Source organism: Desulforamulus reducens MI-1 (assembly GCF_000016165.1).
Lineage (GTDB): Bacteria > Bacillota > Desulfotomaculia > Desulfotomaculales > Desulfotomaculaceae > Desulfotomaculum > Desulfotomaculum reducens.
This window is the reverse complement of sequence record NC_009253.1, coordinates 2,564,860-2,588,894: the sequence shown is the minus strand read 5'-3', so window position 1 is coordinate 2,588,894 and position 24,035 is coordinate 2,564,860. Positions and strand designations below refer to the sequence as shown.

Here is a 24,035-nt window from a genome sequence, read left to right as displayed (position 1 = left end):
TCCATGACAGAGCAGAAATCACAACCCCTTACCTATGCTGGGGCGGGGGTCAATATCGAAGCAGGAAACCAGGCTGTCAGTCTCATGAAGCAGGCAGTACGTAGCACCTTTCGACCGGAGGTTCTGACGGACATTGGAGGCTTTGGGGGACTCTTTGCTCTCAATGCCGGTAAATATAAGGAGCCGGTATTGGTTTCCGGTACCGATGGCGTAGGCACCAAATTACGTGTGGCTCAACTAACCGACAATCATCACACCATTGGCATTGATGCCGTGGCCATGTGTGTGAATGATATCTTGGTTCAGGGGGCAGAACCACTGTTTTTTCTGGATTATCTAGCTGTGGGGAAGCTAGTGCCCGAAAGGGTGGCCGAGATTGTAAAGGGTGTGGCCGAAGGTTGCCGCCAGGCCGGTTGTGCCTTAATTGGCGGGGAAACAGCAGAAATGCCGGGTTTTTATGCAGTAGAAGAATATGACATTGCCGGCTTTGCCGTAGGCGTTGTGGAGCGTACGCAGTTAATTGATGGTAGAGGTATTGAAGCAGGGGATGCTGTAATTGGTCTTCCTTCTTCAGGTCTCCATAGCAATGGTTATTCCTTGGCCCGGAAGGCCCTGCTGGAGGTAGCAGGTTACGGGATGACCGATACCGTAAAAGAGCTGGGCCGTTCTGTTGGGGAAGAATTACTGGAACCCACACGTATCTATGTCAAGGCAGTTCAACCGCTGCTGGAAAAGTTTACTGTCAAGGGAATGGCCCATATTACCGGCGGTGGCTTAACTGAAAATATTCCCCGTATGTTGCCCGAAGGGGTCAAGGTGGTACTGAACCGTTCCGCTTGGCCGGTATTGCCCGTATGCCAGCTAATTCAACAGATTGGCCAGGTAGCAGAAGAGGAAATGCTGCGTACCTTTAATATGGGAATCGGCATGGTATTGATTGTACCCGCAGCAGAGTCAGCGGCGGTGCTGCAGGATTTAGCCAGCCGTCATGAACAGGCCTATCTGATTGGACAGGTGGAAAGTGGTCCTTCACAAGTTGAATATATACAGGGTTAAAGATCAGCCTTAGGGAGAAATCTTATGAATAAATTACGGATAGGGGTATTGGCTTCGGGGCGGGGTTCCAATTTGCAGTCCATCCTGGATCGCTGCCAGGAGGGGACAGTTGCGGCGGAAGTGGTGGTGGTAATCAGCGATAAACCTGCTGCCTATGCCCTGGAAAGGGCCCGGCAGGCAGGGATTACGGCCTTTGGGTTAGAGATTAGATCCTTTCCCGGTAAGAGAGAATACGAACAGGCTGTTGTTAAGCTTTTGCAAGATGCTGGTGTGGAACTGGTTTGCCTGGCAGGCTACATGCGCTTGGTGGGGGAATCCCTGTTAAGGGCTTTCCCTAATCGGATTATGAACATTCATCCTGCTTTATTGCCATCCTTTACCGGCTTACATGGGCAGAGGGATGCCCTGCAGTATGGGGTTAAGATATCTGGTTGCACGGTGCATTTTGTGGATGAAGGGATGGACACCGGCCCTATTATTTTACAAGCAGCGGTTCCGGTGCTGGATGACGATACAGAGGAAAGCCTGTCAGCCCGGATTCTCAATCAGGAACACCGGATTTATCCAGAGGCAGTTAAGTTGTTTGCTGAAGGACGGCTGCAGGTTGTGGGGCGGAAAGTATATATTAAGAAATGAAGGGCAGATCGGTAATGATGGTTTGCCCATAACCCATTAAGTGAAAGGCGTGGTAAGGAAATGAAAATCAAACGCGCTTTAATTAGTGTTTCCGATAAAACCGGTCTGGTGGATTTTGCCAGGGGGTTGGCGAAACTGGGAGTGGAGATTATCTCCACCGGCGGCACCGCAAAAGTCCTGCGGGAGGCCAGTGTACCGGTAATTTATATATCAGATGTTACCGGTTTTCCGGAAATTTTGGATGGCCGGGTTAAAACCCTGCATCCCAATGTTCATGGTGGTATTTTAGCCATGCGGACCGAAGAACATCTTAGCCAACTTGAAGAACATAACATTACACCCATAGACCTGGTGGTGGTAAACCTTTATCCTTTTCGTGAAACCATTGCCAAACCTGAGGTGACCTTGGAAGATGCCATAGAAAATATTGATATTGGTGGGCCCACTATGGTACGGTCCGCGGCTAAGAACCATGCCTATGTGGGGGTTGTGGTCAATCCCCAGCGTTACGGTCAGGTTCTGGAAGCCTTAGGGGAAAAGGGAGAACTTACAGGAGATCAGCGTTTGGAGTTGGCCAGGGAAGCCTTTGCCCACACGGCCAGTTATGATACAGCCATTGCCAATTATCTGGGCAGCGTAAGCCAAGCAGAGGCATTTCGTCCTGAGTTTAACTTTTCTTTAGTCAAGGTCCAGGACTTGCGCTATGGGGAAAACCCGCACCAGAGGGCTGCCTTTTACAAAGATCCCGGCATTACTGGACCCTGTATTGCCAATGCCGTTCAAATTCATGGGAAAGAACTTTCCTATAATAATATCCTGGATGCCAACAGCGCCCTGGAACTGGTTCGAGAATTTAGTGAACCCAGTGCAGTTATCATTAAACATAATAATCCCTGTGGTACCGCCACTGCAGAGGATTTGCCAGCGGCTTACCGTAAGGCCTTTGCAGCGGACACTGTTTCTGCCTACGGGGGTATTGTGGCGGTGAACCGGACCCTTGATGGAGATACGGCCGCTGAAATGGCTAAGATCTTTTTGGAAGCGGTTATCGCACCGGACTTTACTACCGAAGCTTTGGACATTTTGACCAAGAAAGCCAATCTTAGGTTACTGAAAACCGGGGAACTAACGGAGCAAACCAATGATGTGTTAGAGGTCCGGAAGGTGAACGGGGGACTTTTGGTCCAGCAGGCAGATCGGCGGGTGTTGAACATGGATGAGGTGAAGGTTGTAACCGAACGCCAACCCTCGCCGCAAGAATTAAAGGAATTAATCTTTGCCATGACGGTGGTTAAGCATGTGAAGTCCAACGCCATTGTTCTTTCTAAGGATGGACAGATTATTGGTGTTGGGGCAGGCCAGATGAATCGGGTTGGCTCCGCCCGCATTGCCTTTGAACAGGCCGGCGAAGGGGCCCGGGGGGCTGTCATGGCCAGTGATGCCTTCTTCCCCTTCCGGGACACCATAGATGAAGCGGCCAAAGCCGGGGTGAAAGCCGTTATTCAACCCGGCGGTTCCATTCGGGATGAAGAATCCATTCAAGCTTGTAACGAGCACGGCATTGCCATGGTCTTTACCGGCATGCGGCATTTTAAGCACTAGAAGAAGCAGGAGTGGTCTTTAAATGAAAATTTTAGTGGTTGGCGGTGGCGGGCGGGAACACGCCTTGGTCTGGAAGCTCAGACAAAGCCCCCGCGTGAAGCAAATATACTGCGCCCCAGGTAATGCGGGTATCAGCCAGATTGCTGCCTGCATCAATGTTCGTGCAGAGGATACCCAGGGATTGCTGAATTTCGCTAAAAAAGAACAGATTGACCTGACAGTGGTGGGGCCGGAAATCCCTTTGACCAATGGTATTGTGGATCTGTTCCAGCAGGAAGGTCTTAAAATTTTTGGTCCCTCCAAGGCTGCTGCGGAAATAGAAGGCAGTAAAGCCCTGGCTAAAGATATTATGGCTAAATACAACATCCCCACTGCCCGTTATGCAACCTTTGAAGATGCTGAGGAAGCAAGGGAGTATGTAAAGAAATATGGTGCACCCTGTGTCATTAAGGCCGATGGCTTAGCTGCGGGTAAGGGTGTTATCGTAGCAATGGATGATGAAACAGCTCTGGCAGCGGTGGATATCATCATGGCAGAAAGGGCCTTTGGCAAGGCTGGGGATCGTGTGGTGATAGAAGAGTTTTTACAGGGTGAAGAAGTAAGCATTCTAGCCTTTGTGGATGGAGAAACCATTGTACCGATGGTAGCTTCCCAGGACCATAAGAGAGTGGGGGATCAGGATACTGGCCCCAACACCGGGGGCATGGGTGCCTATGCTCCGGCACCAGTTTATACGTCGGAACTGGCCAAGCTAGTGGAGCGGGATATTTTATACCCGACGGTGAAGGCCTTGGCTTCGGAAGGTCGGACCTACCGGGGTGTGCTCTATGCAGGGCTCATGGTAACACCCGAGGGGCCGAAGGTGCTAGAATTTAATGCCCGCTTCGGTGATCCGGAAACCCAGCCGGTATTAAGCCTGCTGGAGACAGACCTAGTGGATATTATGGAAGCCATCATGGAAGACAGGTTGGCCCAACAATCGGTGATGTGGAAGGATGAAGCGGCTGTTTGTGTGGTTATGGCAGCCAAGGGCTACCCCGGAGAGTACGAAAAGGATATGGCAATAACTGGCTTCGATCAGGTCCCAGCAGGCGTAGAAGTATTCCACGCCGGTACCACCCTGCGGCAAGGCGAGGTTGTTGTGTCCGGCGGCAGAGTTCTGGGTGTAACCGCCACTGGCCGAGACATCTCCAAGGCCGTCGAACTGGCCTATCAAGGAGTTAAGGCTATCCATTTTGCTGGAGCCCACTACAGATCGGATATTGGACAGAGGGCTTTAAACAGGGAGTAGGTCTAGAGCATAGGAAATTGTGTTAAGTGTCACGTTAACACCTGCCAAACAACTTACCGGAGCACCAGAGAGAAATTGGGGGGCGCGTCCAGGACGGACGCTCCTTTTTTATTTTCTAATAAAACAAGAATAATTTCTCTCGTTAAAATAATAAAATATTAAAGGACTTTAATGTTTTAGCGTCGAAAAGGGTAAAGGGAACAAATGGAAAAGACTCATCCTGGTCATAATAATTAGATAGCACGGGAGGGATTTCCTTGGCATATCAGGGTAAATTAAAAGACAAACTCAATGACCGTCTTTTCGAAGCTATTTTATCCTTGAAAAGTATTGATGACTGCTATCACTTTTTTGAAGATATATGTACCGTTTCCGAGCTGCGCTCCTTGGCCCAGCGTTTGGAGGTAGCCAAAATGTTGGAGGCAAATCGAACCTATGGTGAGATTGCCACCAAAACCGGTGCCAGCACCGCCACCATCAGCCGGGTGAAACGCTGCCTAAACTATGGGGCGGATGGTTATAAGCTAGTTTTAAATCGTTTAGCTGATCCAACTCCATTAAAAGAACAAAAAACAGAAGAATAAAAAGAGGTGAATTTATGACATCAAGCAGATTTGGTCGGCTGGCTCCCGGTGTCAGGGATGTACTGCCCGCAGAAGCTCATTTAATGCGTGGGCTAAAAGAAAAATTCACCAAACTGGTGGAGACCTGGGGGTATAAAGAAGTTGTAACCCCCACCTTTGAATACATGGAAAATCTGGCCTCTGAGGAACTACAGGAAGAAAAGTTTTTTAAGTTCCTGGACCGGCAGGGCCATTTAATGGCTCTACGCCCGGATATGACACGTCCAATGGCTCGTTTGGTGGCCACCCGTATGAAAGGGATCACACCACCCCTAAGACTTTTTTACTTGGCCAATGTTTTCAATTATGAACAGCCCCAGGTAGGTCGCCAAAGGGAGTTTTATCAGGCAGGGGTGGAATTAATGGGCCCTTCGTCGCCTGAAGCTGATGCTGAAGTGGTGGCAATGGTGGCTGAATATTTAATGCAGACCGGATTAGCCGATTTTCAAATTAGCATTGGTAATGTAGGCATATTTCATGGCTTAGTAAAGCAACTGGGTCTGCCCAAGGAAGTAGCCCAGGAACTGAAAGAAGCCCTGGGAAATAAAGATTTTGTTAAGGTGGAAGAAATTCTTGGCTCCCACGCGGCCACACCGGAGGAAGCTCGCCGGACACTGGATCTTATTGAATTGCGTGGCGGGCCGGAAATATTAGACCGGGCATTTGGGTTGGCCCAACCAGGGCCAGCTGCTGATGCCATTGATAATCTTCGTCAACTGTACTGGGGATTAACCTGTTATGGCGTGGAAAGGCATATAACCCTGGATTTAGGTTTGTTAAGGGGACTGGATTATTATACTGGTCTGGTATTTGAAGGTTATACCGTAGCCATGGGCTTTCCCATTTGTGGTGGAGGTCGCTACAATCAACTTTTGGCAAAATTTGGTTTACCCATGCCTGCCACGGGCTTTGCGGTTAATCTAGAACGGGTTTTGGTGGCACTGGAGCGTCTACAGGGTCCCCCAAGGGAACCAGTACCGGATGTACTGGTGGCTTGGGAGGATAATAGTCTGGCTAATGCCCTCCAATGTGTAAAGGAATTAAGATACCAGGGACTAAAGGTGGTTACTGCCATGTTCGAATATCCACCGGCAAAGGCCAAGGCCGAGGCCAGAAGCCTGGGAGCTTCTAGGGTGATCTATTTTGATAAAGAAGGCAAAAGTGAGGAGTTAAGCCTATAATCTGTTTATTTTTGATAAAAGATACCCCTTCGGAAAGCTAATGTTTTAGCACTTTCCAGAGGGGTATCTTTTATCTTCATCTCTGTTTCCAGACAGGTTAGCCAGTAGTTCCTTTCGGTTAGAGACACCAGCTTTTTTAAAAATATTTCTAGCATGAAACTTTACGGTATGACGGGATATAAATAGAGAACTTGCGATTTCCACGTCGGTATGACCTTTGCAGATAAGATCGTACACTTTTTTCTCAGCCTTGGTTAATCTGATAAAATATTCCGGCAATTTTGCAGTGGGTATCTGATCATCCCTGGTAGCGGTCAGCTTATCTGTGAGAGTGGCAAGTATTTTTTCACTGGCTGAAAACAATGACAATGAGCGAAGCAAATATACCAGCAGGGGGTTAATCAAAAATAACAGACAGGCTCCTATTATAGACAGGACTGGGTTTAAAAGCGGGTTTTTAAGAATACCAGTATCTATGGCTATGCCAGGGGCTGTGATAAAAAACAGGGATAAACCCAAGCCCAGACCGAAGGCCTTCTGGTATCCTAGAAAAGTAGACAATTTACGCAGTATAAGCCAGTAAAACAAGTCTATGGCTCCAAATCCAATGGCCAAAAAGGAAAGAGTTATTGTAACCTCGATGGAACTTTCTAATCCCGATATTGAAGTAGCCAGGCCAACCCCTAGCATACTTAGGCCGATGGTTCCTACCCAGTAGAAGGAGTATTTGTTGGAGAAAAATGCCAGGATAAGAACGGATAATGCGTATACGAAGGATTCAATACCAATTAGTTCAGGCATTTTTAAATAGAACAGGGGTAGCACCGCCCTATACCACAACCCCCCAGAAAAGTAGGCGAAAGAAGACAATATTGCTATGCCTAGAAATGTGTACATGATGGTTTTGTTTTTTCCTGGTTCTTCCAAGATTAGCTGAGGTTCTGCTATTGGTTTTGGGCGGGCTAGATAAAAAGCTCCAAACAGGGGGCCCAGTCCGGTTAAAGAGGTGATAACTTTAGGCAATGTTTCTGGTTGGGTATACTCGAATACCACTAGGCCAAGTATTATGTTAGTAAATGCCATTGCAAAACCTACTGTAAGCTCTGGATATTTATTAAAATGGAAGCCACAGGCCCAGATCAGTACTAGGTAGGCGGAGATAAAACCAAGTAAAGTACATATACTATACTGGATGTAACTATTTACTGGCAATATGGTCCAAATAAATGTAAAAATGAAAATGGCAAAGCCGGCCAATTTTACTAATAAGGTGTTTCGAAGTACATAAATGGGTAGTAGTCCTAATGCTACCAGTCCCAGACCATGACTTGCAGTAAAAACATGGCCTAAAAGGTAAGCATTGGATCCAAACAGATAATGCAACAAAAAACCGTGCATTGGATAAATTAAGATCCAGCCAAATATCAAGATTAGGGAGGCGGAGTGGGCTACCCATTGCGGCATATATAAAATTGATTTTAATTTATTTCTAATCATAATAAAAATACATTCTTTTTTTTTGTTTTTTTTCCTACCCCTAAAACCTAAATTTTTTAAAAATTTTGAACCACCCAAAGGGTGGTTTCTGTTTGACTACATGATATAAGTTAGGGGTAGGTTTAGGGGTAGGATATCATTCAGGGTAAGAATATCCATAAAACAATCTTAATGGGTAGTAGTTTAAGTAATCCTTTTACAGTAATAATAATTGCACGATAAATTTGTTTCTTATGGCTAAATAAGTTTAGCTATTTCTTTTTGCTTTCTAACAGCTTCTTATGTTTTCCAATTTATTTCCTTGCCCGGGGTTTTGTCTTTGGTGGCAACTTTTTTGTCTAATTAGGTTTATGGAAATATGGCTTTATATTTTAATTATTTAAGAAAGGTGGGTTGAATAAACAAGTCATCAAAATGGTTGGATTTTAAAAAGGGAGGTAATGTGTGATGGTTGAGAAAATAAAAAATAAGTTATTTATCCAGTTACTGATAATTTTGTTGTTGTTAACTTTAATGCCCATGGCTGTGTTAGCCCAAGACTCCGACATTAAAGGACACTGGGCTGAAAATCAATTAAGCGGGTGGGTGCAAAGTGGTTTGGCCAAAGGATATGAGGACGGCCAATTTAAGCCAGACAACAATATTACAAGGGCGGAATTTGTAGCACTAGTAAACAGGTCCTTTGGTTTTACAGAAATAATAGAATTTAATTTTTCAGATGTTAAAGCAAATGATTGGTTCGCTGGTGAAATAGGTAAAGCCATCGCCGCGGGGTATATCAGCGGCTACCAGGATGGAACAATGAAGCCGAATAATCAGATAACTAGACAAGAAGTTGCCTCAATAATATCTAGGCTCTTAAAACTAGATGCTGGTTCAGGTTTTAATATAAACAACTTTAAGGATGCAAAGGATATGCCCCAATGGAGTAAGGCTGCCATAGGTGCAGTATCTTCAAAGGGTTACATGGGTGGCTACTCAGACCAAACTTTTAAACCAACAAAGCCTATTACACGGGCTGAAGCCATAGTTTCATTGGATCGGGTCAAAGGTCAGCAAGCCACTGCTGCAGAGAAAACCGTATTCTATGCTAAACCAGGCACCTATGGACCTGCCACAGGTAGAGAAACCATTAACGGTAATGTTACAATTAGTGTGGCAGATGTAACTTTGCAAAACACTACCATTAGCGGAGATTTGTTATTAGCTGAGGGAGTCGGAAACGGTGATGTCAAGCTTAAGAACGTAAAGGTAAGTGGTAAAACAATTATTAAGGGTGGTGGAGCAAACAGCGTTACCTTGGAGGATTGCTCATTGCCCAATATAACAGTATCCAAAGAAGGTGTAAGGGTAGTTGCCTCCGGTAATACAACAGTTAAGGTTGTGCGGCTGGAGTCCGGTGCCACCCTGGTTGAAACTACCACAACGGGCCCCGGCTTTGAAGCCGTAACCCTATCGGAAATTATCCCTGCATCTGCTAAGGTCAATTTAACAGGTAATTTTGCTGCTGTTATAGTGGCAACCAAAGAAGTAGAGGTGGAAGTTACAGCTGGTCAAATCGAAACCTTAGAAGTGGCCAAGGAGGCTATTGGTGCCATTGTTAATGTTGCCAAAGATGCAACGGTAAACACTTTAACGGCTAATGCAGCGGCCAAGGTTACTGGAGAGGGTAAAATTGAAACGGCCAAAGTAAACGCAGCTAATGTGAGTATTGCCCAGACACCCACAAAGCGAGAGGTTGCTAACGGTGTAACTTCCAGTATTGGAGGTCAGACTGTTTCTGGAGGAACTTCATCCACCGGCGGTGGCGGCGGTGGAAGTGGTGGCAGCAGTACTACCACAAAATATGAAGTAGCAGTATTGACTAATCCCGAAGCAGGAGGCACAGTAAGTGGTGGCGGTAGCTATACTCAAGGGGTGGCAGTAACAGTAACCGCCATAGCAAACCCTGGCTACAAATTTATTGACTGGAAAGAGAATGGTATACAGGTTAGTACTAATGCTTCCTACTCATTCACCATGGGTTCAGCAGCCAAAACCCTGGTGGCTAATTTTATAACAGAAGTTCCCGTTGAACCGGCTCCCTTTACACCAGGAGAGGGAGGAACACTACCTGACTTTACACCCTTTAGCAGTGAACCAGGAAAAATTGGTGGACTATATGTAGATAGAACCCATAGGGTAAATGAGGGCTTTATCTATAATGGAGGAGAATTGGGTAATTATGCTGTAGTAGACCTTAAATTTGACCCACCCTCAGAATATGGTGCCACTAGCTATACTTTGCAGTATTCTGATGATGGCTCCACATGGAGGAATTATCAGCATTACGATGTGGATCTTACGACCTCAAATAATGCACAGGATAATTTCAGCCTCAGCAGCCCGGCCGGAAGTTATAAGTACCGTCTGTTGGTTAATGGTGGCGACAGGGATGGCTATACCTCCAACGAGGTGGAGGCCCCTCTAGTTGCTGTTGCTACAACCTTTTCAGGCTGGGGACTGGATGAAAGTATGTGGATTACTGGTGTCATGAGCCCCTTTGTTGGCAGTGGCAAGCAAGCATCATTTGATGTAAAAAAACTGCCGGAGCATGATAACACTGATCTTAGTCAATATCTAACTTACCAGTGGTATAGGGTAAATCCAGCTACCTTTACTATGACGGCCATAGAAGGAGCAACAGAGCTAACCTATACAACCAGCGAAGCCGATGCAGGCTACCTTCTGCTCTGCCGTGCCACTGGCGATGGTGTCAATGTGGGTGGTTTTATCCAAATATTGTCTCATTGGTCACCAGTCATTACCAATAAAGCCTATGTAAATAATGTTACCAACGACGGATTCACACTTAATCTTGATAAAAGCCTAGCAGGACTTACACCTGAAGAAGTAAAGCTTTCCTATTATGCTGGTAATAATGAAATAATTGTCCCCATCAACTCCATTACCCCCCGGGATAATACTGCAATGTTTGATATTGCTGCAGCTATTCCCCAGGGTGTGTCTGAACTGTATCTTCACAACACTTCAGATTTTTGGAGACTTGTGTCGGTACAAGGCGGACACCAGGGTCACATGATGGAAGGTGTGAGAATTACTCTTGGAGCACCAGCGGATCCCGCTGCAGATATAGCAGTTACCTTAGAGAGTACCGAGATGTCTGTTCCATATCATCTAGGTGTGAGGGTAAAAGATGCAGCAACAGGTGCTCCAATAACAGATCTTGTTGCTGGCGATCTAGACGAGGATTCCAGTCTCGTGTTTAATTTCTCTTTGGAAAAAGATGGTGTAAATATTCCTTTACAAAGGGTCTTTCATAACGAAATGAATAATGAAGAAAATGAGGGACACTATGTTATCTACCCCAGTGATGATTATAGACCAATGGCAGGGGAATATAAACTAACTTTTAGTAAAACAGGGTATGTTACCACAAGTCTTGATTGTTCTTTTCCTTTAGAAGATACCAATGCAAATATGTTAGTAACCTTGGAAAATACCGATGTTGAAACTATTCCCAATAACCTAAGCGTGGAGGAAATAAATACAATAACAGATGTGCCAATAACTGATCCTGTTGCCGATGAACTTACTAATCCTGTCACCGATGAACTTACTGATCCTGTTACTGATGAACTCACTAATTCTATTACCGATGAACTTACTGATTCTATTCCCTTGGTAGACTAGATCCACAGAGGAGACCCTTCGGCAGAAATGCTGGGGGGTTTCTTCTTTATCTAGCATTAATTCATTAAATTAAAGGAATACTAGAAATACATGTGCAATTTATTATTACCACCAAAGGGTATTAAAAATTTTACTTGACACCTTTACTACATGCATTTAACATATCATTATATTAGTAATTTAATAAGTTAAAGAGGTGATACCCGTGGTGGCAGCCAGAGAACAATTAACTATTGCTTTGCCCAAGGGAACCCTATACAAAGAAACCGTAAAACTTCTGGGCATGGCAGGTTTGGATATAGATTTTATGAAAGATCCCGGGCGTCAGCTACTGCTGCAATCCGAAAAAGAAGCGGTACGCTTTATTATCTGTCGGCCCACTGATATTCCTACCTATGTAGAATATGGAGCCGCAGATCTGGGTCTGGTGGGAAAAGATACTATTATGGAACAGCATAAGGATATTTACGAGTTATTGGATTTAAAATACGGAGGCTGTCGCTTTGTGGTGGCTGTGCCCGAGGGCAAGGAACAACAACTTCAGTATTGGAATCAAACCCGTGTAGCCACCAAGTTCCCCCGCATTGCTGAAGAATTCTTTCGCCAACGGGGTATGCAAATGGAAATTGTTAAATTGCATGGCAACATTGAATTAGCACCCATCGTGGGATTAGCTGAGATGATCGTGGACCTGGTATCCACTGGTCGTACTCTGCGTGAGAACAAACTGGTACCAGTGGCCGATGTACTTAGTTCAACCACCCGCTTGATTGCTAACCGGGTCAGTCACCGCTTAAAGAGCGAACGGATAAATCCCCTAGTAGATAGAATGCGGCAAGTTGTGGAGGAGGGGAAGCTAAATGGAAATGATTAGAGTTATTAAGTCCTCAGATGAGGAAAAAATAGCCAGCTTATTAAATAACAGAATAGACACCCAGGCGGAGGTGGCCCAACGGGTTGCTTCTATTATGCAAGAGGTGAGAGAACAGGGAGATAAAGCCCTATGTTTTTTTGCCCGGCGTTTTGATAAAGCAAGTCTGGAACCAACAAGTTTAAAGGTAACTCCGGAGGAAATTGAAGCAGCCTACCAGCAAGTGGACCCGGAGATTTTAGCATCCCTGCGTCTGGCCAAGCAGCGGATTGAAAACTTTCATCAGAAGCAACTGACCCGTTCCTGGTTCCAACCAGATCCAGAGGGCAGCGTCCTAGGTCAGTTGATTACTCCATTGGATCGGGTGGGTATTTATGTTCCCGGTGGAACCGCTTCTTATCCATCTTCAGTATTGATGAATGCTATTCCCGCTAAAGTAGCTGGGGTTACACAAATTGTTATGGTTACGCCACCCATGAACGATGGAAAGATCAATCCGTATACCCTGGTGGCTGCGGCAGAAGCCGAAGTCGATGACATCTATAAAGTGGGTGGAGCCCAGGCCGTTGCTGCCCTGGCCTATGGCACAGAAACCATTGCTCCGGTGGATAAAATCACAGGACCCGGCAACATCTATGTAACCCTGGCCAAACGGATGGTTTATGGGGTAGTGGGTATTGACATGCTGGCAGGTCCCAGTGAAGTGTTGGTGGTGGCAGATGGCACTGCTAAACCTGACTGTGCGGCTGCGGATATGCTCTCCCAGGCTGAGCATGATCCCATGGCATCGGCCATTTTACTAACTCACGATACTGCCTTGGCGGAGGCCGTTAGCATGGAATTAGAACGACAGTTGGCTGAATTGCCTAGACAGGAAATTGCTCGTCAGTCCTTGTCCAATCATAGTGCCATCATTTTAACAGAAAGCATCGACGAATCTCTGCAGTGGGCCAACCGCTTTGCTCCGGAGCATCTGGAACTGTTGCTGAACGAACCAGTTAAGTACTTAGGCAAAGTTAAACATGCCGGAGCTGTTTTCCTGGGTCACTATTCCCCGGAACCGGTGGGAGATTATCTGGCGGGTCCCAACCATGTCCTGCCCACCGGCGGCACAGCCCGCTTTTACTCACCACTGAATGTGGATACCTTTATGAAAAAAACCAGCGTGATCGGCTTTTCGGAAGAAAGCTTGCAGAAGCTGGGACCGGACATTATTCGTCTGGCCGAGGTAGAGGGACTGCAGGCCCACGCCAACGCTGTGAAGGTACGTTTGGGTAAATAGATTGACAAGAAGGTATTTGCTATCGGTGCGGAGACCGGAGCTAATGGGGATAACTTAAATATTAGATGTGTATATATTCATTGCACCGAAGAAAAACTGGGACATTCCCTTTGAAGGATGTGAAAAAATTGCGTGATTCTTTTAATGTAACCAAACTCATTCGCCCGGATTTAGAGAAATTGATACCCTATGATGCCCACCTCTACCCCGAGGCCATTAAACTGGATGCCAATGAAAACCCCTTTCCCTTTCCTCAAGCAGTGGCCCAACAGATGGCTGCCCTCGTTGCCGATGAACTGCTGAGCCGCTATCCTGATAGTGATGCCATTGAACTACGTAAAGACATTGCAGAATATGCAGGGGTGTTACCGGAACAGGTGATGGCGGGTAATGGTTCTGACGAGCTAATCTTAAATATATTACTAACCTTTGGCACCGGTGGTCGGGTGCTTATCACCAACCCCACCTTCGGCATGTATAAAATACATGCTCTGATTGCGGGGGCCAGACCCATTCCAGTGCCCCGTCGTAGTGATTTCTCTGTTGACGTACCTGCCTTGGTGAGTTATGCTCGGAAACCGGAAGCAAGGGTAATTTTTCTTTGCTCCCCCAATAACCCCACAGGTAATGCTTCGACCCTAGAGGAAATAGAAGGTGTGCTGCAGCAGGTAAATTGCCTGGTGGTGGTTGACCAGGCCTATCTGGAGTTTGGTGGAGAAGACTGTACCCCTCTGTTGAACCGTTATCCCAACCTGTTAATTCTTCGGACCTTTTCCAAAGCCTTTGCAACGGCAGGCTTGCGGGTTGGCTACATGCTGGCTCACCCAGATGTATTACGTCAAATAAAGAAGGTCAAACAACCCTATAATTTAAATTCCTTTTCACAGGCCGCAGCCAGAGTAGTGTTAAAAAATAAGGAGCACTTTAAACTGCAAATTCAGGAGATTAAAGAGCAACGTGAGAAGGTTTATCAAAATTTACAAAGTTTAGAAGGAGTAACATCTTACCCTTCAGTTACAAACTATATCCTTTTCCGAACCAATTATGCCAGTAAAACCGTTTACCAGGGTTTATTGGAAAAAGGAGTGCTCATCCGTCAATTGGGCGGTCCGGAATTGCCCGGTTTCCTGCGCATGTCCATTGGTACCCCGGAGGAAAATACAAAATTTCTGCAAGCCCTAACAGAAGTTCTTGAGCAATTAAGGGAGGAAAAAGACAATTGCTAAACCGTCAAGCTAAATTCGAACGCAAAACCTCTGAAACCGACATTTTGGTGGAAGTTTTTCTGGACGGTAATGGCAAATATCAGGTGGCAACCGGAGTCGGTTTTTTTGATCATATGCTTTGCTTATTTGCCAAACACGGGGCCCTTGATCTAACTGTGAAAGCAGCAGGAGATACTCATATTGATGATCATCATACCGTAGAAGATGTGGGGATCACCTTGGGACAGTCCATCAAGCAGGCCCTGGGGGATAAGCAGGGAATCGTTCGCTATGGCCATGCTTTGGTACCCATGGATGAATCCTTGATTCTAGTGGCTTTGGATATGAGCGGCAGGGGTCATTTGGAATTAGATTTACCTTTGCCCGCGGCTAAAGTGGGAAATTTCGATACCGAATTGGTGGAAGAATTTTTTAGAGCACTGGCCCTGAACTGTGGTATGACCCTTCATGTACGAATGTTAAGTGGTCGCAATACCCATCATATTATTGAGGGAGCCTTTAAGGCCCTAGGAAGGGCTTTACGACAGGCGGTGTCCAAGGATCAACGGTTAACAGGTATTCCTTCCACTAAGGGAGTGTTGTAAGATGATTGCCATTATTGATTATGGCATGGGCAATTTACGCAGTGTGCAAAAGGGCTTTGCCAGGGCAGGCTACCAGGCAGAAATAGTCCAACAACCAGAGCAGGTAGACGATGCACGGGCGGTGGTTTTGCCCGGTGTAGGTGCCTTTGCCGATGCCATGGAAAACCTTAAAAAGAGCGGCATGGTTGAAGCCATCAAAAGGGTTGTTCAGAGGGAGAAACCCTTTTTAGGCATTTGTTTAGGACAACAGCTATTATTTGAATCCAGTGAAGAGTTTGGTAAAACCAAAGGGCTGGGCATTCTGCCTGGTACAGTAAAACGGTTTCCCGCCGGTACCCTAAAGGTACCCCACATGGGCTGGAATCAAATAGAAATCAAACAAGCAAGCCCTTTACTAGAGGGAATCTCAAATGGTTCAGCTTTCTATTTTGTTCATTCCTACCATGTGGCGCCAACCGATGATAACCTGATCCTATGCCTGACGGACTATGGGGTAAGGTTTCCTGCCGTCGTGGGCAAGGCCAATGTATTTGGTATTCAGTTTCATCCCGAAAAGAGCAGCACTCTGGGAATTCGTATCTTAGAAAACTTTGGAAAGATGGTGAGGGCATGATCCTGTTTCCGGCCATAGATTTAAAAGAGGGTCAATGTGTACGTCTTGTGGAAGGGCGTATGGACAGTGCCACAGTATACTCCAATGATCCTGGCAGCATGGCCCGGTTGTGGCAGGATCAGGGTGCCCAGTACATCCATGTGGTGGATTTGGATGGTGCCTTTGCCGGTCAACCACGTAACCGCCAATCCATTGCCCAAATTGTGCAGGGGGTTCAGGTGCCGGTCCAGGTGGGCGGAGGTATCCGTGATTTGGAAACCATTGAAGACTTATTGTCCCTGGGAGTTGACCGTGTTATTCTAGGCAGTGCAGCCATTCTAAAACCAGAATTGGTGGCTGAGGCCTGCCGTAAATATGGTCAGCGGATTCTGCTGGGAATTGATGCCAAGGACGGTCAGGTGGCAATTCAGGGTTGGGGAGAAACTGTTAAAAGAACAGCCTTGGACTTAGCCCTGGAAATGAAACAGTTGGGAATCGAACGGGCAGTTTTTACGGATATTAGGCGTGACGGTAAACTATCTGGACCAAATCTGGCAGCCACTGGCGAATTGGCCAGGAACAGTGGACTTAGGGTAATCGCCTCCGGCGGTGTTGCTTCTCTGGAAGATATTCGGCAATTGAAAAAATTGGAACAAGATGGGGTGGAGGGAGCCATCCTGGGAAAGGCTCTTTATACCAATGCTGTCAAGTTGCCTGAGGCCCTGGTCATTGCCCGGGGGGAGGAATCAGTATGCTGATGAAACGAGTGATTCCCTGCTTGGATGTAACTGCTGGCAGAGTGGTTAAGGGGACAAATTTTGTCAACCTGAGAGATGCCGGAGACCCAGTGGAACTGGCTGCCTTTTATGACAAAGAAGGAGCCGATGAATTGGTGTTTCTGGATATAACAGCTTCTTCAGATGGCCGTGTCACTATGCTGGATGTGGTGCGACGTACGGCGGAGGAGGTCTTTATCCCTTTCACTGTGGGCGGCGGCATTCGAACGGTGGATGACATGAGACTGATGCTAAAGGCCGGGGCCGATAAAATTGGTATTAATACGGCAGCCATCAAGAACCCCCGGCTTATCTCCGAAGGGGCCATTAAGTTCGGCAGCCAATGTATCGTTGTGGCCATGGATGCCCGTCAGGTTGCTTCGGAAAAATGGGAAGTATATATTCATGGTGGCCGTACTTCCACTGGTTTGGATGCGGTGGAGTGGGCCTTGAAAGCCGAGGAATTAGGTGCCGGTGAGATTTTGCTTACCAGTATGGACAGGGACGGGACCAAAGAGGGGTTTGATTTGGCCCTCACCAGAACAATTGCCCAACATGTGAAAATCCCCGTAATCGCCTCCGGTGGGGTGGGCAATCTGGAACACATGGCCCGGGGCTTAACCGATGGCATGGCTGATGCAGCCCTGGCGGCATCGATTTTTCACTTTGGGGAATATACTATTCGGCAGGCCAAAGAGTATCTAATGGAACAGGGTATTCCGGTAAGACTTTAAAAAGGCTTGCATGGAAAATGAAGGAAGCTGGTGAGCGGAAATGCAGTTTGACAAAGAGGTTTTAAAGTATAATGAAGCGGGACTGATTCCGGCCATTGTGCAGGATGTACATACAAAGGAAGTATTAATGATGGCCTGGATGAACCAAGAAGCAGTTGAAAAAACCCAGGCTAGCGGAGAAACCTGGTTTTACAGCCGCAGCCGCCAAAGAATGTGGAAAAAGGGTGAAACCTCCGGCCATGTACAAAGGGTAAAGGGGCTTTATTATGACTGTGATGCCGATACACTTTTGGTGTTGGTGGAACAGGTGGGTGGAGCCGCTTGCCACGAGGGTTATACATCCTGCTTCCATAATAAAATAAACCAGGATAACACTGTCATTGTGGAGGGCGAGAAGAAATTTGACCCTGCAGCGGTTTATGGCAATACAACAGAAACAGTTGGGGCAGAAATTATCCAGCAACTGTTTCAAGTTATCCTGAGCCGTAAAGAGGACCGCCCGGAAGGTTCCTATACCACCTATCTATTTGAAAAGGGCGTAGATAAAATCTGCAAGAAGATTGGGGAAGAAGCCGCCGAGGTTATCATTGGAGCCAAGAACAGCCAAGAAGAACTCACCTACGAGGCAGCGGATCTGATCTATCACCTGCTGGTGTTGCTGGCCAACCAAGGGGTTAGTACCCAGGAGGTGTACCGGGAACTGGCAAAGCGTCGGAAATAAGGTGTCTGGTGAATTTCTGTGAGAAGATCGGAGTAAGCAGTGTTAGCGTGAATACTAAAAAAGGTTTATATTAAAGCTCAGCACCACTGTAGATAGTGGTGCTATTTTTATATATAAATAAAGCTAGTGGCAAATAAGGCAGCCTGCCGTTACCGGCAGGCCACGGAGGTGCACTTTTTGATGAGGTATTTTAATTATATCATATAGCTTACATTTTTTCAGCGTAATTTAAGACAATTTCCAAAAGAGTTTCATCAATAACTCAAAGGAGCATTGTTAACGGACAGGGGAAGAAAGACTTTTCTTTAAAACACAATGTTTGATATAATGTACTGTGTTTTTCCTAACATGTGGAAAGAGAAGGTCTTTCCAACCTTAGTAACCCTAGAAACTACCAGGTGGAGGAAATAGATGAATATTTTATCGCAATTGAATCCTGCCCAAGAAGAGGCGGTACAACATACGGAAGGCCCCCTGTTGGTACTGGCAGGTGCTGGCTCCGGTAAGACCAGAGTGCTGACACATCGAATTGCCCAAATTCTCAGCCAAGGAGTTCGGCCCTATAACATTTTAGCCATCACCTTTACCAATAAGGCTGCTAATGAAATGCGAGCAAGGGTAGAAAATTTAGTACCCCAAGCAGCCAAGGACCTTTGGGTAACTACCTTTCACAGTGCCTGTCTGCGTATCCTCAGAAGAGAAATCGATGTTATGGGCTATGGTTCTAACTTTTCCATTTACGACGATGCTGATCAACAAACTGTCATCAAAGAATGCCTAAAGGAATTAGAAATTGATGAAAAAAGGTTTCAACCCCGGGCTATGCTGTCAGCGATCTCAGGAGCAAAGAACAAGCTTCAGACACCGGCCCAATATGATCGTCAGGCCTTTGAATATTTTGAACAGGTAGCTGCCAGGGTCTATCGCCTGTACCAGGAAAAACTATTTAAAAATAATGCGGTGGATTTTGATGACCTAATCATGTTAACAGTGCGTTTGTTTAAGGAAAACCCAGATGTCCTAGCCTATTACCAAAATAAATTTAAATATATTTTGGTGGATGAGTACCAGGACACCAACCATACTCAGTATGTTTTGGTGAACATGCTGGCAGAAAGTCATCGCAATGTTTGTGTGGTAGGTGATCCCAACCAGTCTATTTATAAATGGCGGGGAGCCGATATTAACAACATTCTGGACTTTGAACGGGACTATCCCGAGGCAAAAGTGGTCAAACTGGAACAAAACTACCGTTCCACCGGTAACATTCTACAGGCTGCCAATGCTGTTATTAAAAACAATGCTGAGGCTAAGGATATGAAACTCTGGACCTCCAAAGGGGAGGGTAATCGAATTCATATCTACCGGGCAGAGAACGAACGCTTTGAGTCTATGTACATTGCGGACCGTGTTAAAGATTTGCGTTTCTCCCATAACCGCAAGTATCGTGATATGGTCATACTCTACCGGACCCATGCCCAATCCCGTGTTTTTGAAGAAGTTTTTCTTCGTCAAGGCATTCCCTATAGTATCTTTGGTGGGCAGAAGTTCTATGACCGTAAAGAAATTAAAGATCTTCTTTCCTATTTAAGAGTAATTGCGAACCCTGTAGACAGCCAGAGCCTGTTGCGTATAATTAACGTACCCAAAAGGGGAGTGGGGGCTGCATCCATTGAAAAGCTGACCAACTTTGCCACAGAAAGAGATCTCACTGTCTTAATGGCTCTGGCTCTGGTGGATGATATTCCTGGTGTGCCGGCTAAAGCCCGCAAGCAATGTAGAGAACTGGCAGACAACCTTGCCAGTTTGAAGAAACAGGTGGAGTTCCTTTCTGTAACGGAGATCACCGAAGAGGTTCTAAATCGCACTGGCTATAAGGCTGAACTGGAACTGGAAAATACCGTTGAGGCCAGAACCCGCTTGGAGAACTTGCAGGAATTCCTCACGGTTACAAAAGAATATGATAAACAACAGGGGGAAGAAACCGGGGGGCTGGCGGATTTCCTTTCTACCATTTCCCTGGTAACCGATTTGGATCGGCACGACCCCCAAGCAGATCAAATTACTTTAATGACACTACACAGTGCCAAAGGGCTGGAATATCCGGTAGTCTTTTTAACCGGCATGGAAGAAGGCGTGTTCCCCCACAGCCGGGCCCTTTACGACGAAGAGGAACTGGAGGAGGAACGTCGACTGGCCTATGTGGGTATTACCCGGGCTGAAGAAGAACTATACATTACCCACTGTTGGGAAAGAACCCTGTTTGGGCGTACCAACATGAATGCCAAATCCCGCTTCTTAGAGGAAATACCCCTAGAACTGACCGTTGGCCAATCCCCTGTTAAAAAGCTAGCTGCGGGATCCGGGCTTATAAAATCCAGTTTATTTAATAAAACCGGTACAATAGCGACCCAAGCCCCAGCCGCCCCTGCGGCAGTTCCTAAGAGTTATTTACTGGGAGACAAAGTTCGGCATGCCAAATGGGGTGACGGGGTTATCGTGAAAGTAAAGGGCAATGGCGGTAATGCAGAAATTACTGTGGCATTTCCTGAAATGGGCCTAAAAACCCTGATTGCCCAGTATGCACCACTGGAAAAGATCTAAATTGGTAACAATAAGGGCGGAGGAAAAATATGGACCGCTTAATGGCTGTGGTGGCTTTAACTGCCATCATCCACTTAATTAATACCTTAATATACGCAGTACGTCCAGCCGGCGTCAGTACAAAACGGTTGGCCACTGCCTATTCCCTGTTCAATGTGATATTCCTAATCGCCCAGACAGCGAATATGCTGCAGGCACCCCTGTTGTCATCCATTATTGAACATGCCATTGCCCGGGGGCAAGAGGCCGCTGGTCTAGGTGCTAATTTATTACAAAGCACTGTTTATCAGCACGAGCTGGGAGTCCTAAATGTTCAGATTCGGACAGTGATTTTGGGAGCGACCCTGGGAACCCTTATTGGGGGTGTCTTTATACCTACCTTTGTTAAGGTGTTTACCCGTGGTATTGACCTCTTTGACCAGGTGAAATCTGTACCGAAAATGCTTGGGCTGGTGTTGTTTTCCCCTGGCAAAGCAGCCAAAATGGCTCGGGCCACTGTCAATGTACCCAGTTGGCAATATTTTCTTCAGGCATTTCGGGAGAAACTAAGCATACCAAGAAAATTTTTAGTGCTTAATATATTTGTTACCGGCATTTATACCACATCGGTTCTTTCTTCGCTCTATGCCGGAGCGCTATTCCCGGAGTTCCGTGCCACAGCAACGTTGCTTTCCGGCATTATTAATGGTATTGCCACCATTTTATTTGCTACGGTGGTGGACCCCACTGCAGCGGGCATAACCGATCAGGCCCTGCGGGGAGAACGACCTGAGCAGGATGTTCAGCAAATGTCCTTTTATTTGGCTGTTACCCGCCTGCTGGGAACCCTATTGGCACAATTGTTTTTTGCTCCCGGGGCTTACATTATCAAGTATGTAGCGGAAATTATTGCCCATGGAGGTTTTTAATTGTTTTTCAGGGGGGAAGATTGTGGCAGATTTAAGCCAACAAAGCAAGGCCCGGGTGGAAGCACTGCGCCGGGAGATAAACCATCATAACTACCAGTACTATGTACTGGATCAACCTACTATTACTGACGCCCAGTACGATCAATTAATGCAGGAATTACTACGGCTGGAGGAGCGTCACCCGGAGTTGGTAACCCCCGATTCCCCAACCCAGCGGGTTGGGGGGCAGGTGCAAAGGGGTTTTTCTTCTGTACCGCATAAAATACCGATGCTAAGTTTAGGCAATGCCTTTGGTGAAGGGGATTTGCGGGAATTTGATCGGCGTGTTCGTTCCTATCTGCCCGGTGAAGAAGTAAAATATGTGGTGGAGCTTAAAATCGACGGCTTGGCCATTTCTCTCTGGTACGAGAAGGGCCTGCTGGTCAGGGGTGCTACCCGGGGAGATGGCGAACTGGGAGAAGATATTACCATTAATCTAAAGACCATCAGGGCCATTCCTCTGCGGCTAACGCAGGAAGTTCCCTTTCTAGAGGTCCGGGGCGAAGCCTATATGCCCAAGGATTCCTTTGTACGACTTAATGAAGCCCGGGAGGAAGCCGGGGAACCGCTCTTTGCCAATCCACGCAATGCGGCGGCAGGTAGTCTACGCCAATTGGACCCTAAAATTACGGCCGCCCGCAACCTGAGTGTGTTTATGTATGCCATCGGTTACATAGAAGGAGCTAAGCCCCCAAGCCATGCAGAGAGCTTGGCCTGGTTAAAGGAACTGGGAATTCGCATTAACCCGGATCATCAAGTGTGCGGCAGCATCGACGAGGTTATTGACTTTATCAGCCAGTGGCAGGCTAAGCGTTACCAGTTGCCCTATGCCATTGATGGCATGGTAATCAAAGTGAACTCATTGGAGCAACAGCAGCGGCTGGGTACAACCATGAAAAGTCCCCGCTGGGCCATCGCCTATAAATTTCCCGCTGAGCAAGCCGTCAGCACCATTAAGGATATCATCATACGGGTGGGACGTACCGGTGTATTAACCCCCACAGCCATCCTGGAGCCGGTTCAACTGGCGGGCACCACCGTTAGTAAAGCCACCTTGCATAATGAAGATATTATTCGCCAGAAGGATATCCGTATTGGAGATAAAGCCCTGGTGCAGAAAGCAGGGGATATTATCCCGGAAATTGTTCAGGTATACCCTGAAAAACGAACTGGTAATGAAGTTCCTTTTATCCTACCTGTTACCTGCCCGGAATGTGGTGCAGAGGTAGTTCGTGTGGCAGGAGAAGCGGCTCACCGCTGCACCAATGAAAACTGTTCAGCCAAATCCCGGGAGGGCATTATCCACTTTGTTTCCCGCAGTGCTATGGATATTATGGGGCTGGGGGAAGGCATTGTGAACCAGCTTATTAAAGGCGGACTGGTGAAGGACCCTGCGGATCTCTATGATCTGAAATATGAGGATCTAATTCGGCAGGAACGAATGGGAGCCCGGTCTTCTCAAAAACTGCTGGCTGCCATTGAAGCCAGTAAAAATAATTCCCTGGGTCAGCTTCTGTTTGGTCTGGGCATTCGCCATGTGGGTGAGCGAGCAGCTAAAATTCTGGCCCGCCAATTTGGTTCTATGCAAGCTCTGATGCAAGCAACGGCGGAAGATTTAACCGGCATTTCGGAAATTGGTCCTCGTATTGCCGAAAGTATAATGGAATATTTTTCCAGGCAGGAGAACCAAGGTTTGATAGAGCGGTTGTCCAAGGCCGGTGTGAATATGTTGGAAGAGGTTGAACAGACAGAGTCCACTGATCAGACTTTGAGCGGTAAAACCTTTGTGGTAACTGGCACACTGGAAGGTTTTTCCCGGCAGGAAGCTCAAAGGGCTATTGAGGAACGGGGCGGTAAAGTTTCCGGCAGTGTCAGTAAAAAAACCAACTATGTGGTGGTGGGAGAAAACCCTGGTTCCAAGCATGATAAAGCACGGCAGTTGGGGATTACTATATTAACTGAGCAAGACTTTGTTAAACTATTGCAGCAGCAATAAGTTCAAAGATAACTCCGGTCCTAGGTTAGGCCGGGGTTTTTTATTTAAGTACCGACAATTAAGGCCGAAAAGTAAGATATAGGAATAAAAAGAATCCTTTTTAGAAGGAAGTGCCCCTGCGGT

The 24,035-nt window shown here is 46.6% G+C and carries 19 protein-coding genes; 18 read left to right on the top strand and 1 reads right to left on the bottom strand.

The features are described 5' to 3' along the window. Nucleotides 1-3: 3 nt before the first annotated feature. The 6 genes from purM (at nt 4) to hisZ (ending at nt 6,389) form a co-directional block, all read left to right on the top strand. Nucleotides 4-1,056, top strand: a complete 1,053-nt coding sequence (gene purM, locus DRED_RS12585) for a phosphoribosylformylglycinamidine cyclo-ligase (protein ID WP_011878672.1) — start codon at nt 4-6, stop codon at nt 1,054-1,056. A 24-nt stretch (nt 1,057-1,080) separates the two neighbouring features. Further along, nucleotides 1,081-1,692 carry a phosphoribosylglycinamide formyltransferase gene (gene purN / locus DRED_RS12580; RefSeq protein WP_011878671.1) on the top strand — a complete coding sequence of 204 codons (612 nt, stop codon included), beginning with the start codon at nt 1,081-1,083 and terminating at the stop codon, nt 1,690-1,692. Nucleotides 1,693-1,752: 60 nt separating this feature from the next. Then, nucleotides 1,753-3,294: a bifunctional phosphoribosylaminoimidazolecarboxamide formyltransferase/IMP cyclohydrolase gene (gene purH / locus DRED_RS12575; protein WP_011878670.1), complete on the top strand. Its 1,542-nt coding sequence runs from the start codon at nt 1,753-1,755 to the stop codon at nt 3,292-3,294. Nucleotides 3,295-3,316: 22 nt separating this feature from the next. Continuing rightward, on the top strand, nt 3,317-4,585 hold the full coding sequence (gene purD, locus DRED_RS12570; protein WP_011878669.1) for a phosphoribosylamine--glycine ligase: 1,269 nt from the start codon (nt 3,317-3,319) through the stop codon (nt 4,583-4,585). 257 nt (nt 4,586-4,842) lie between these two features. After that, nucleotides 4,843-5,169 carry a YerC/YecD family TrpR-related protein gene (locus DRED_RS12565; protein ID WP_011878668.1) on the top strand — a complete coding sequence of 109 codons (327 nt, stop codon included), beginning with the start codon at nt 4,843-4,845 and terminating at the stop codon, nt 5,167-5,169. A gap of 14 nt (nt 5,170-5,183) precedes the next feature. Next, the gene (hisZ, locus tag DRED_RS12560) at nt 5,184-6,389 is read left to right on the top strand and encodes an ATP phosphoribosyltransferase regulatory subunit (protein WP_011878667.1); all 1,206 of its coding nucleotides are present in this window, start codon (nt 5,184-5,186) and stop codon (nt 6,387-6,389) included. Between the two features lie 45 nt (nt 6,390-6,434). Here hisZ and DRED_RS12555 read toward each other — a convergent pair whose 3' ends face one another. Next, nucleotides 6,435-7,886 (bottom strand): helix-turn-helix transcriptional regulator, encoded by a 1,452-nt coding sequence (locus DRED_RS12555; RefSeq protein WP_011878666.1) that lies wholly within the window; start codon nt 7,884-7,886, stop codon nt 6,435-6,437. 447 nt (nt 7,887-8,333) lie between these two features. Between DRED_RS12555 and DRED_RS17955 the strand changes: the two genes are divergently transcribed. The 12 genes from DRED_RS17955 (at nt 8,334) to ligA (ending at nt 23,912) form a co-directional block, all read left to right on the top strand. Next, nucleotides 8,334-11,579 (top strand): S-layer homology domain-containing protein, encoded by a 3,246-nt coding sequence (locus tag DRED_RS17955; protein WP_011878665.1) that lies wholly within the window; start codon nt 8,334-8,336, stop codon nt 11,577-11,579. Between the two features lie 205 nt (nt 11,580-11,784). After that, nucleotides 11,785-12,453: an ATP phosphoribosyltransferase gene (gene hisG, locus DRED_RS12545; protein WP_011878664.1), complete on the top strand. Its 669-nt coding sequence runs from the start codon at nt 11,785-11,787 to the stop codon at nt 12,451-12,453. Continuing rightward, the gene (gene hisD / locus DRED_RS12540) at nt 12,446-13,732 is read left to right on the top strand and encodes a histidinol dehydrogenase (RefSeq protein WP_041274946.1); all 1,287 of its coding nucleotides are present in this window, start codon (nt 12,446-12,448) and stop codon (nt 13,730-13,732) included. Before hisG ends, hisD begins: the two co-directional genes overlap by 8 nt. Nucleotides 13,733-13,842: 110 nt before the next feature. After that, a complete protein-coding gene (gene hisC, locus DRED_RS12535) occupies nt 13,843-14,958 on the top strand; it encodes a histidinol-phosphate transaminase (protein ID WP_011878662.1) in 1,116 nt (371 codons plus the stop codon). Continuing rightward, entirely contained in the window at nt 14,952-15,542 is a 591-nt protein-coding gene (hisB, locus tag DRED_RS12530; protein WP_011878661.1) for an imidazoleglycerol-phosphate dehydratase HisB, read from the top strand. Before hisC ends, hisB begins: the two co-directional genes overlap by 7 nt. 1 nt (nt 15,543) lies before the next feature. Then, on the top strand, nt 15,544-16,155 hold the full coding sequence (hisH, locus tag DRED_RS12525; protein WP_011878660.1) for an imidazole glycerol phosphate synthase subunit HisH: 612 nt from the start codon (nt 15,544-15,546) through the stop codon (nt 16,153-16,155). Beyond that, nucleotides 16,152-16,892 (top strand): 1-(5-phosphoribosyl)-5-[(5-phosphoribosylamino)methylideneamino]imidazole-4-carboxamide isomerase, encoded by a 741-nt coding sequence (gene hisA, locus DRED_RS12520; RefSeq protein WP_011878659.1) that lies wholly within the window; start codon nt 16,152-16,154, stop codon nt 16,890-16,892. The genes hisH and hisA overlap by 4 nt, the downstream gene beginning before the upstream one ends. Beyond that, nucleotides 16,886-17,644, top strand: coding sequence for an imidazole glycerol phosphate synthase subunit HisF (hisF, locus tag DRED_RS12515; RefSeq protein WP_011878658.1), 759 nt, complete (start codon nt 16,886-16,888; stop codon nt 17,642-17,644). The genes hisA and hisF overlap by 7 nt, the downstream gene beginning before the upstream one ends. Before the next feature lie 40 nt (nt 17,645-17,684). Next, on the top strand, nt 17,685-18,365 hold the full coding sequence (gene hisIE, locus DRED_RS12510) for a bifunctional phosphoribosyl-AMP cyclohydrolase/phosphoribosyl-ATP diphosphatase HisIE (RefSeq protein ID WP_011878657.1): 681 nt from the start codon (nt 17,685-17,687) through the stop codon (nt 18,363-18,365). Nucleotides 18,366-18,776: 411 nt separating this feature from the next. Further along, on the top strand, nt 18,777-20,969 hold the full coding sequence (pcrA, locus tag DRED_RS12505) for a DNA helicase PcrA (RefSeq protein ID WP_011878656.1): 2,193 nt from the start codon (nt 18,777-18,779) through the stop codon (nt 20,967-20,969). Nucleotides 20,970-20,998: 29 nt separating this feature from the next. Next, the gene (locus DRED_RS12500) at nt 20,999-21,877 is read left to right on the top strand and encodes a lipid II flippase Amj family protein (protein WP_011878655.1); all 879 of its coding nucleotides are present in this window, start codon (nt 20,999-21,001) and stop codon (nt 21,875-21,877) included. After that, nucleotides 21,864-23,912, top strand: a complete 2,049-nt coding sequence (gene ligA, locus DRED_RS12495) for an NAD-dependent DNA ligase LigA (RefSeq protein WP_420794761.1) — start codon at nt 21,864-21,866, stop codon at nt 23,910-23,912. Before DRED_RS12500 ends, ligA begins: the two co-directional genes overlap by 14 nt. The last annotated feature ends 123 nt before the right edge of the window (nt 23,913-24,035 follow it).

Coding starts and splice junctions, on each gene's coding strand:
- purM (WP_011878672.1), top strand. CDS start 4: ATGACAGAGCAGAAATCACAACCCCTTACCTATGCTGGGGCGGGGGTC.
- purN (WP_011878671.1), top strand. CDS start 1,081: ATGAATAAATTACGGATAGGGGTATTGGCTTCGGGGCGGGGTTCCAAT.
- purH (WP_011878670.1), top strand. CDS start 1,753: ATGAAAATCAAACGCGCTTTAATTAGTGTTTCCGATAAAACCGGTCTG.
- purD (WP_011878669.1), top strand. CDS start 3,317: ATGAAAATTTTAGTGGTTGGCGGTGGCGGGCGGGAACACGCCTTGGTC.
- hisZ (WP_011878667.1), top strand. CDS start 5,184: ATGACATCAAGCAGATTTGGTCGGCTGGCTCCCGGTGTCAGGGATGTA.
- DRED_RS12555 (WP_011878666.1), bottom strand. CDS start 7,886: ATGATTAGAAATAAATTAAAATCAATTTTATATATGCCGCAATGGGTA.
- DRED_RS17955 (WP_011878665.1), top strand. CDS start 8,334: ATGGTTGAGAAAATAAAAAATAAGTTATTTATCCAGTTACTGATAATT.
- hisD (WP_041274946.1), top strand. CDS start 12,446: ATGATTAGAGTTATTAAGTCCTCAGATGAGGAAAAAATAGCCAGCTTA.
- hisH (WP_011878660.1), top strand. CDS start 15,544: ATGATTGCCATTATTGATTATGGCATGGGCAATTTACGCAGTGTGCAA.
- hisA (WP_011878659.1), top strand. CDS start 16,152: ATGATCCTGTTTCCGGCCATAGATTTAAAAGAGGGTCAATGTGTACGT.
- hisF (WP_011878658.1), top strand. CDS start 16,886: ATGCTGATGAAACGAGTGATTCCCTGCTTGGATGTAACTGCTGGCAGA.
- hisIE (WP_011878657.1), top strand. CDS start 17,685: ATGCAGTTTGACAAAGAGGTTTTAAAGTATAATGAAGCGGGACTGATT.
- pcrA (WP_011878656.1), top strand. CDS start 18,777: ATGAATATTTTATCGCAATTGAATCCTGCCCAAGAAGAGGCGGTACAA.
- DRED_RS12500 (WP_011878655.1), top strand. CDS start 20,999: ATGGACCGCTTAATGGCTGTGGTGGCTTTAACTGCCATCATCCACTTA.
- ligA (WP_420794761.1), top strand. CDS start 21,864: ATGGAGGTTTTTAATTGTTTTTCAGGGGGGAAGATTGTGGCAGATTTA.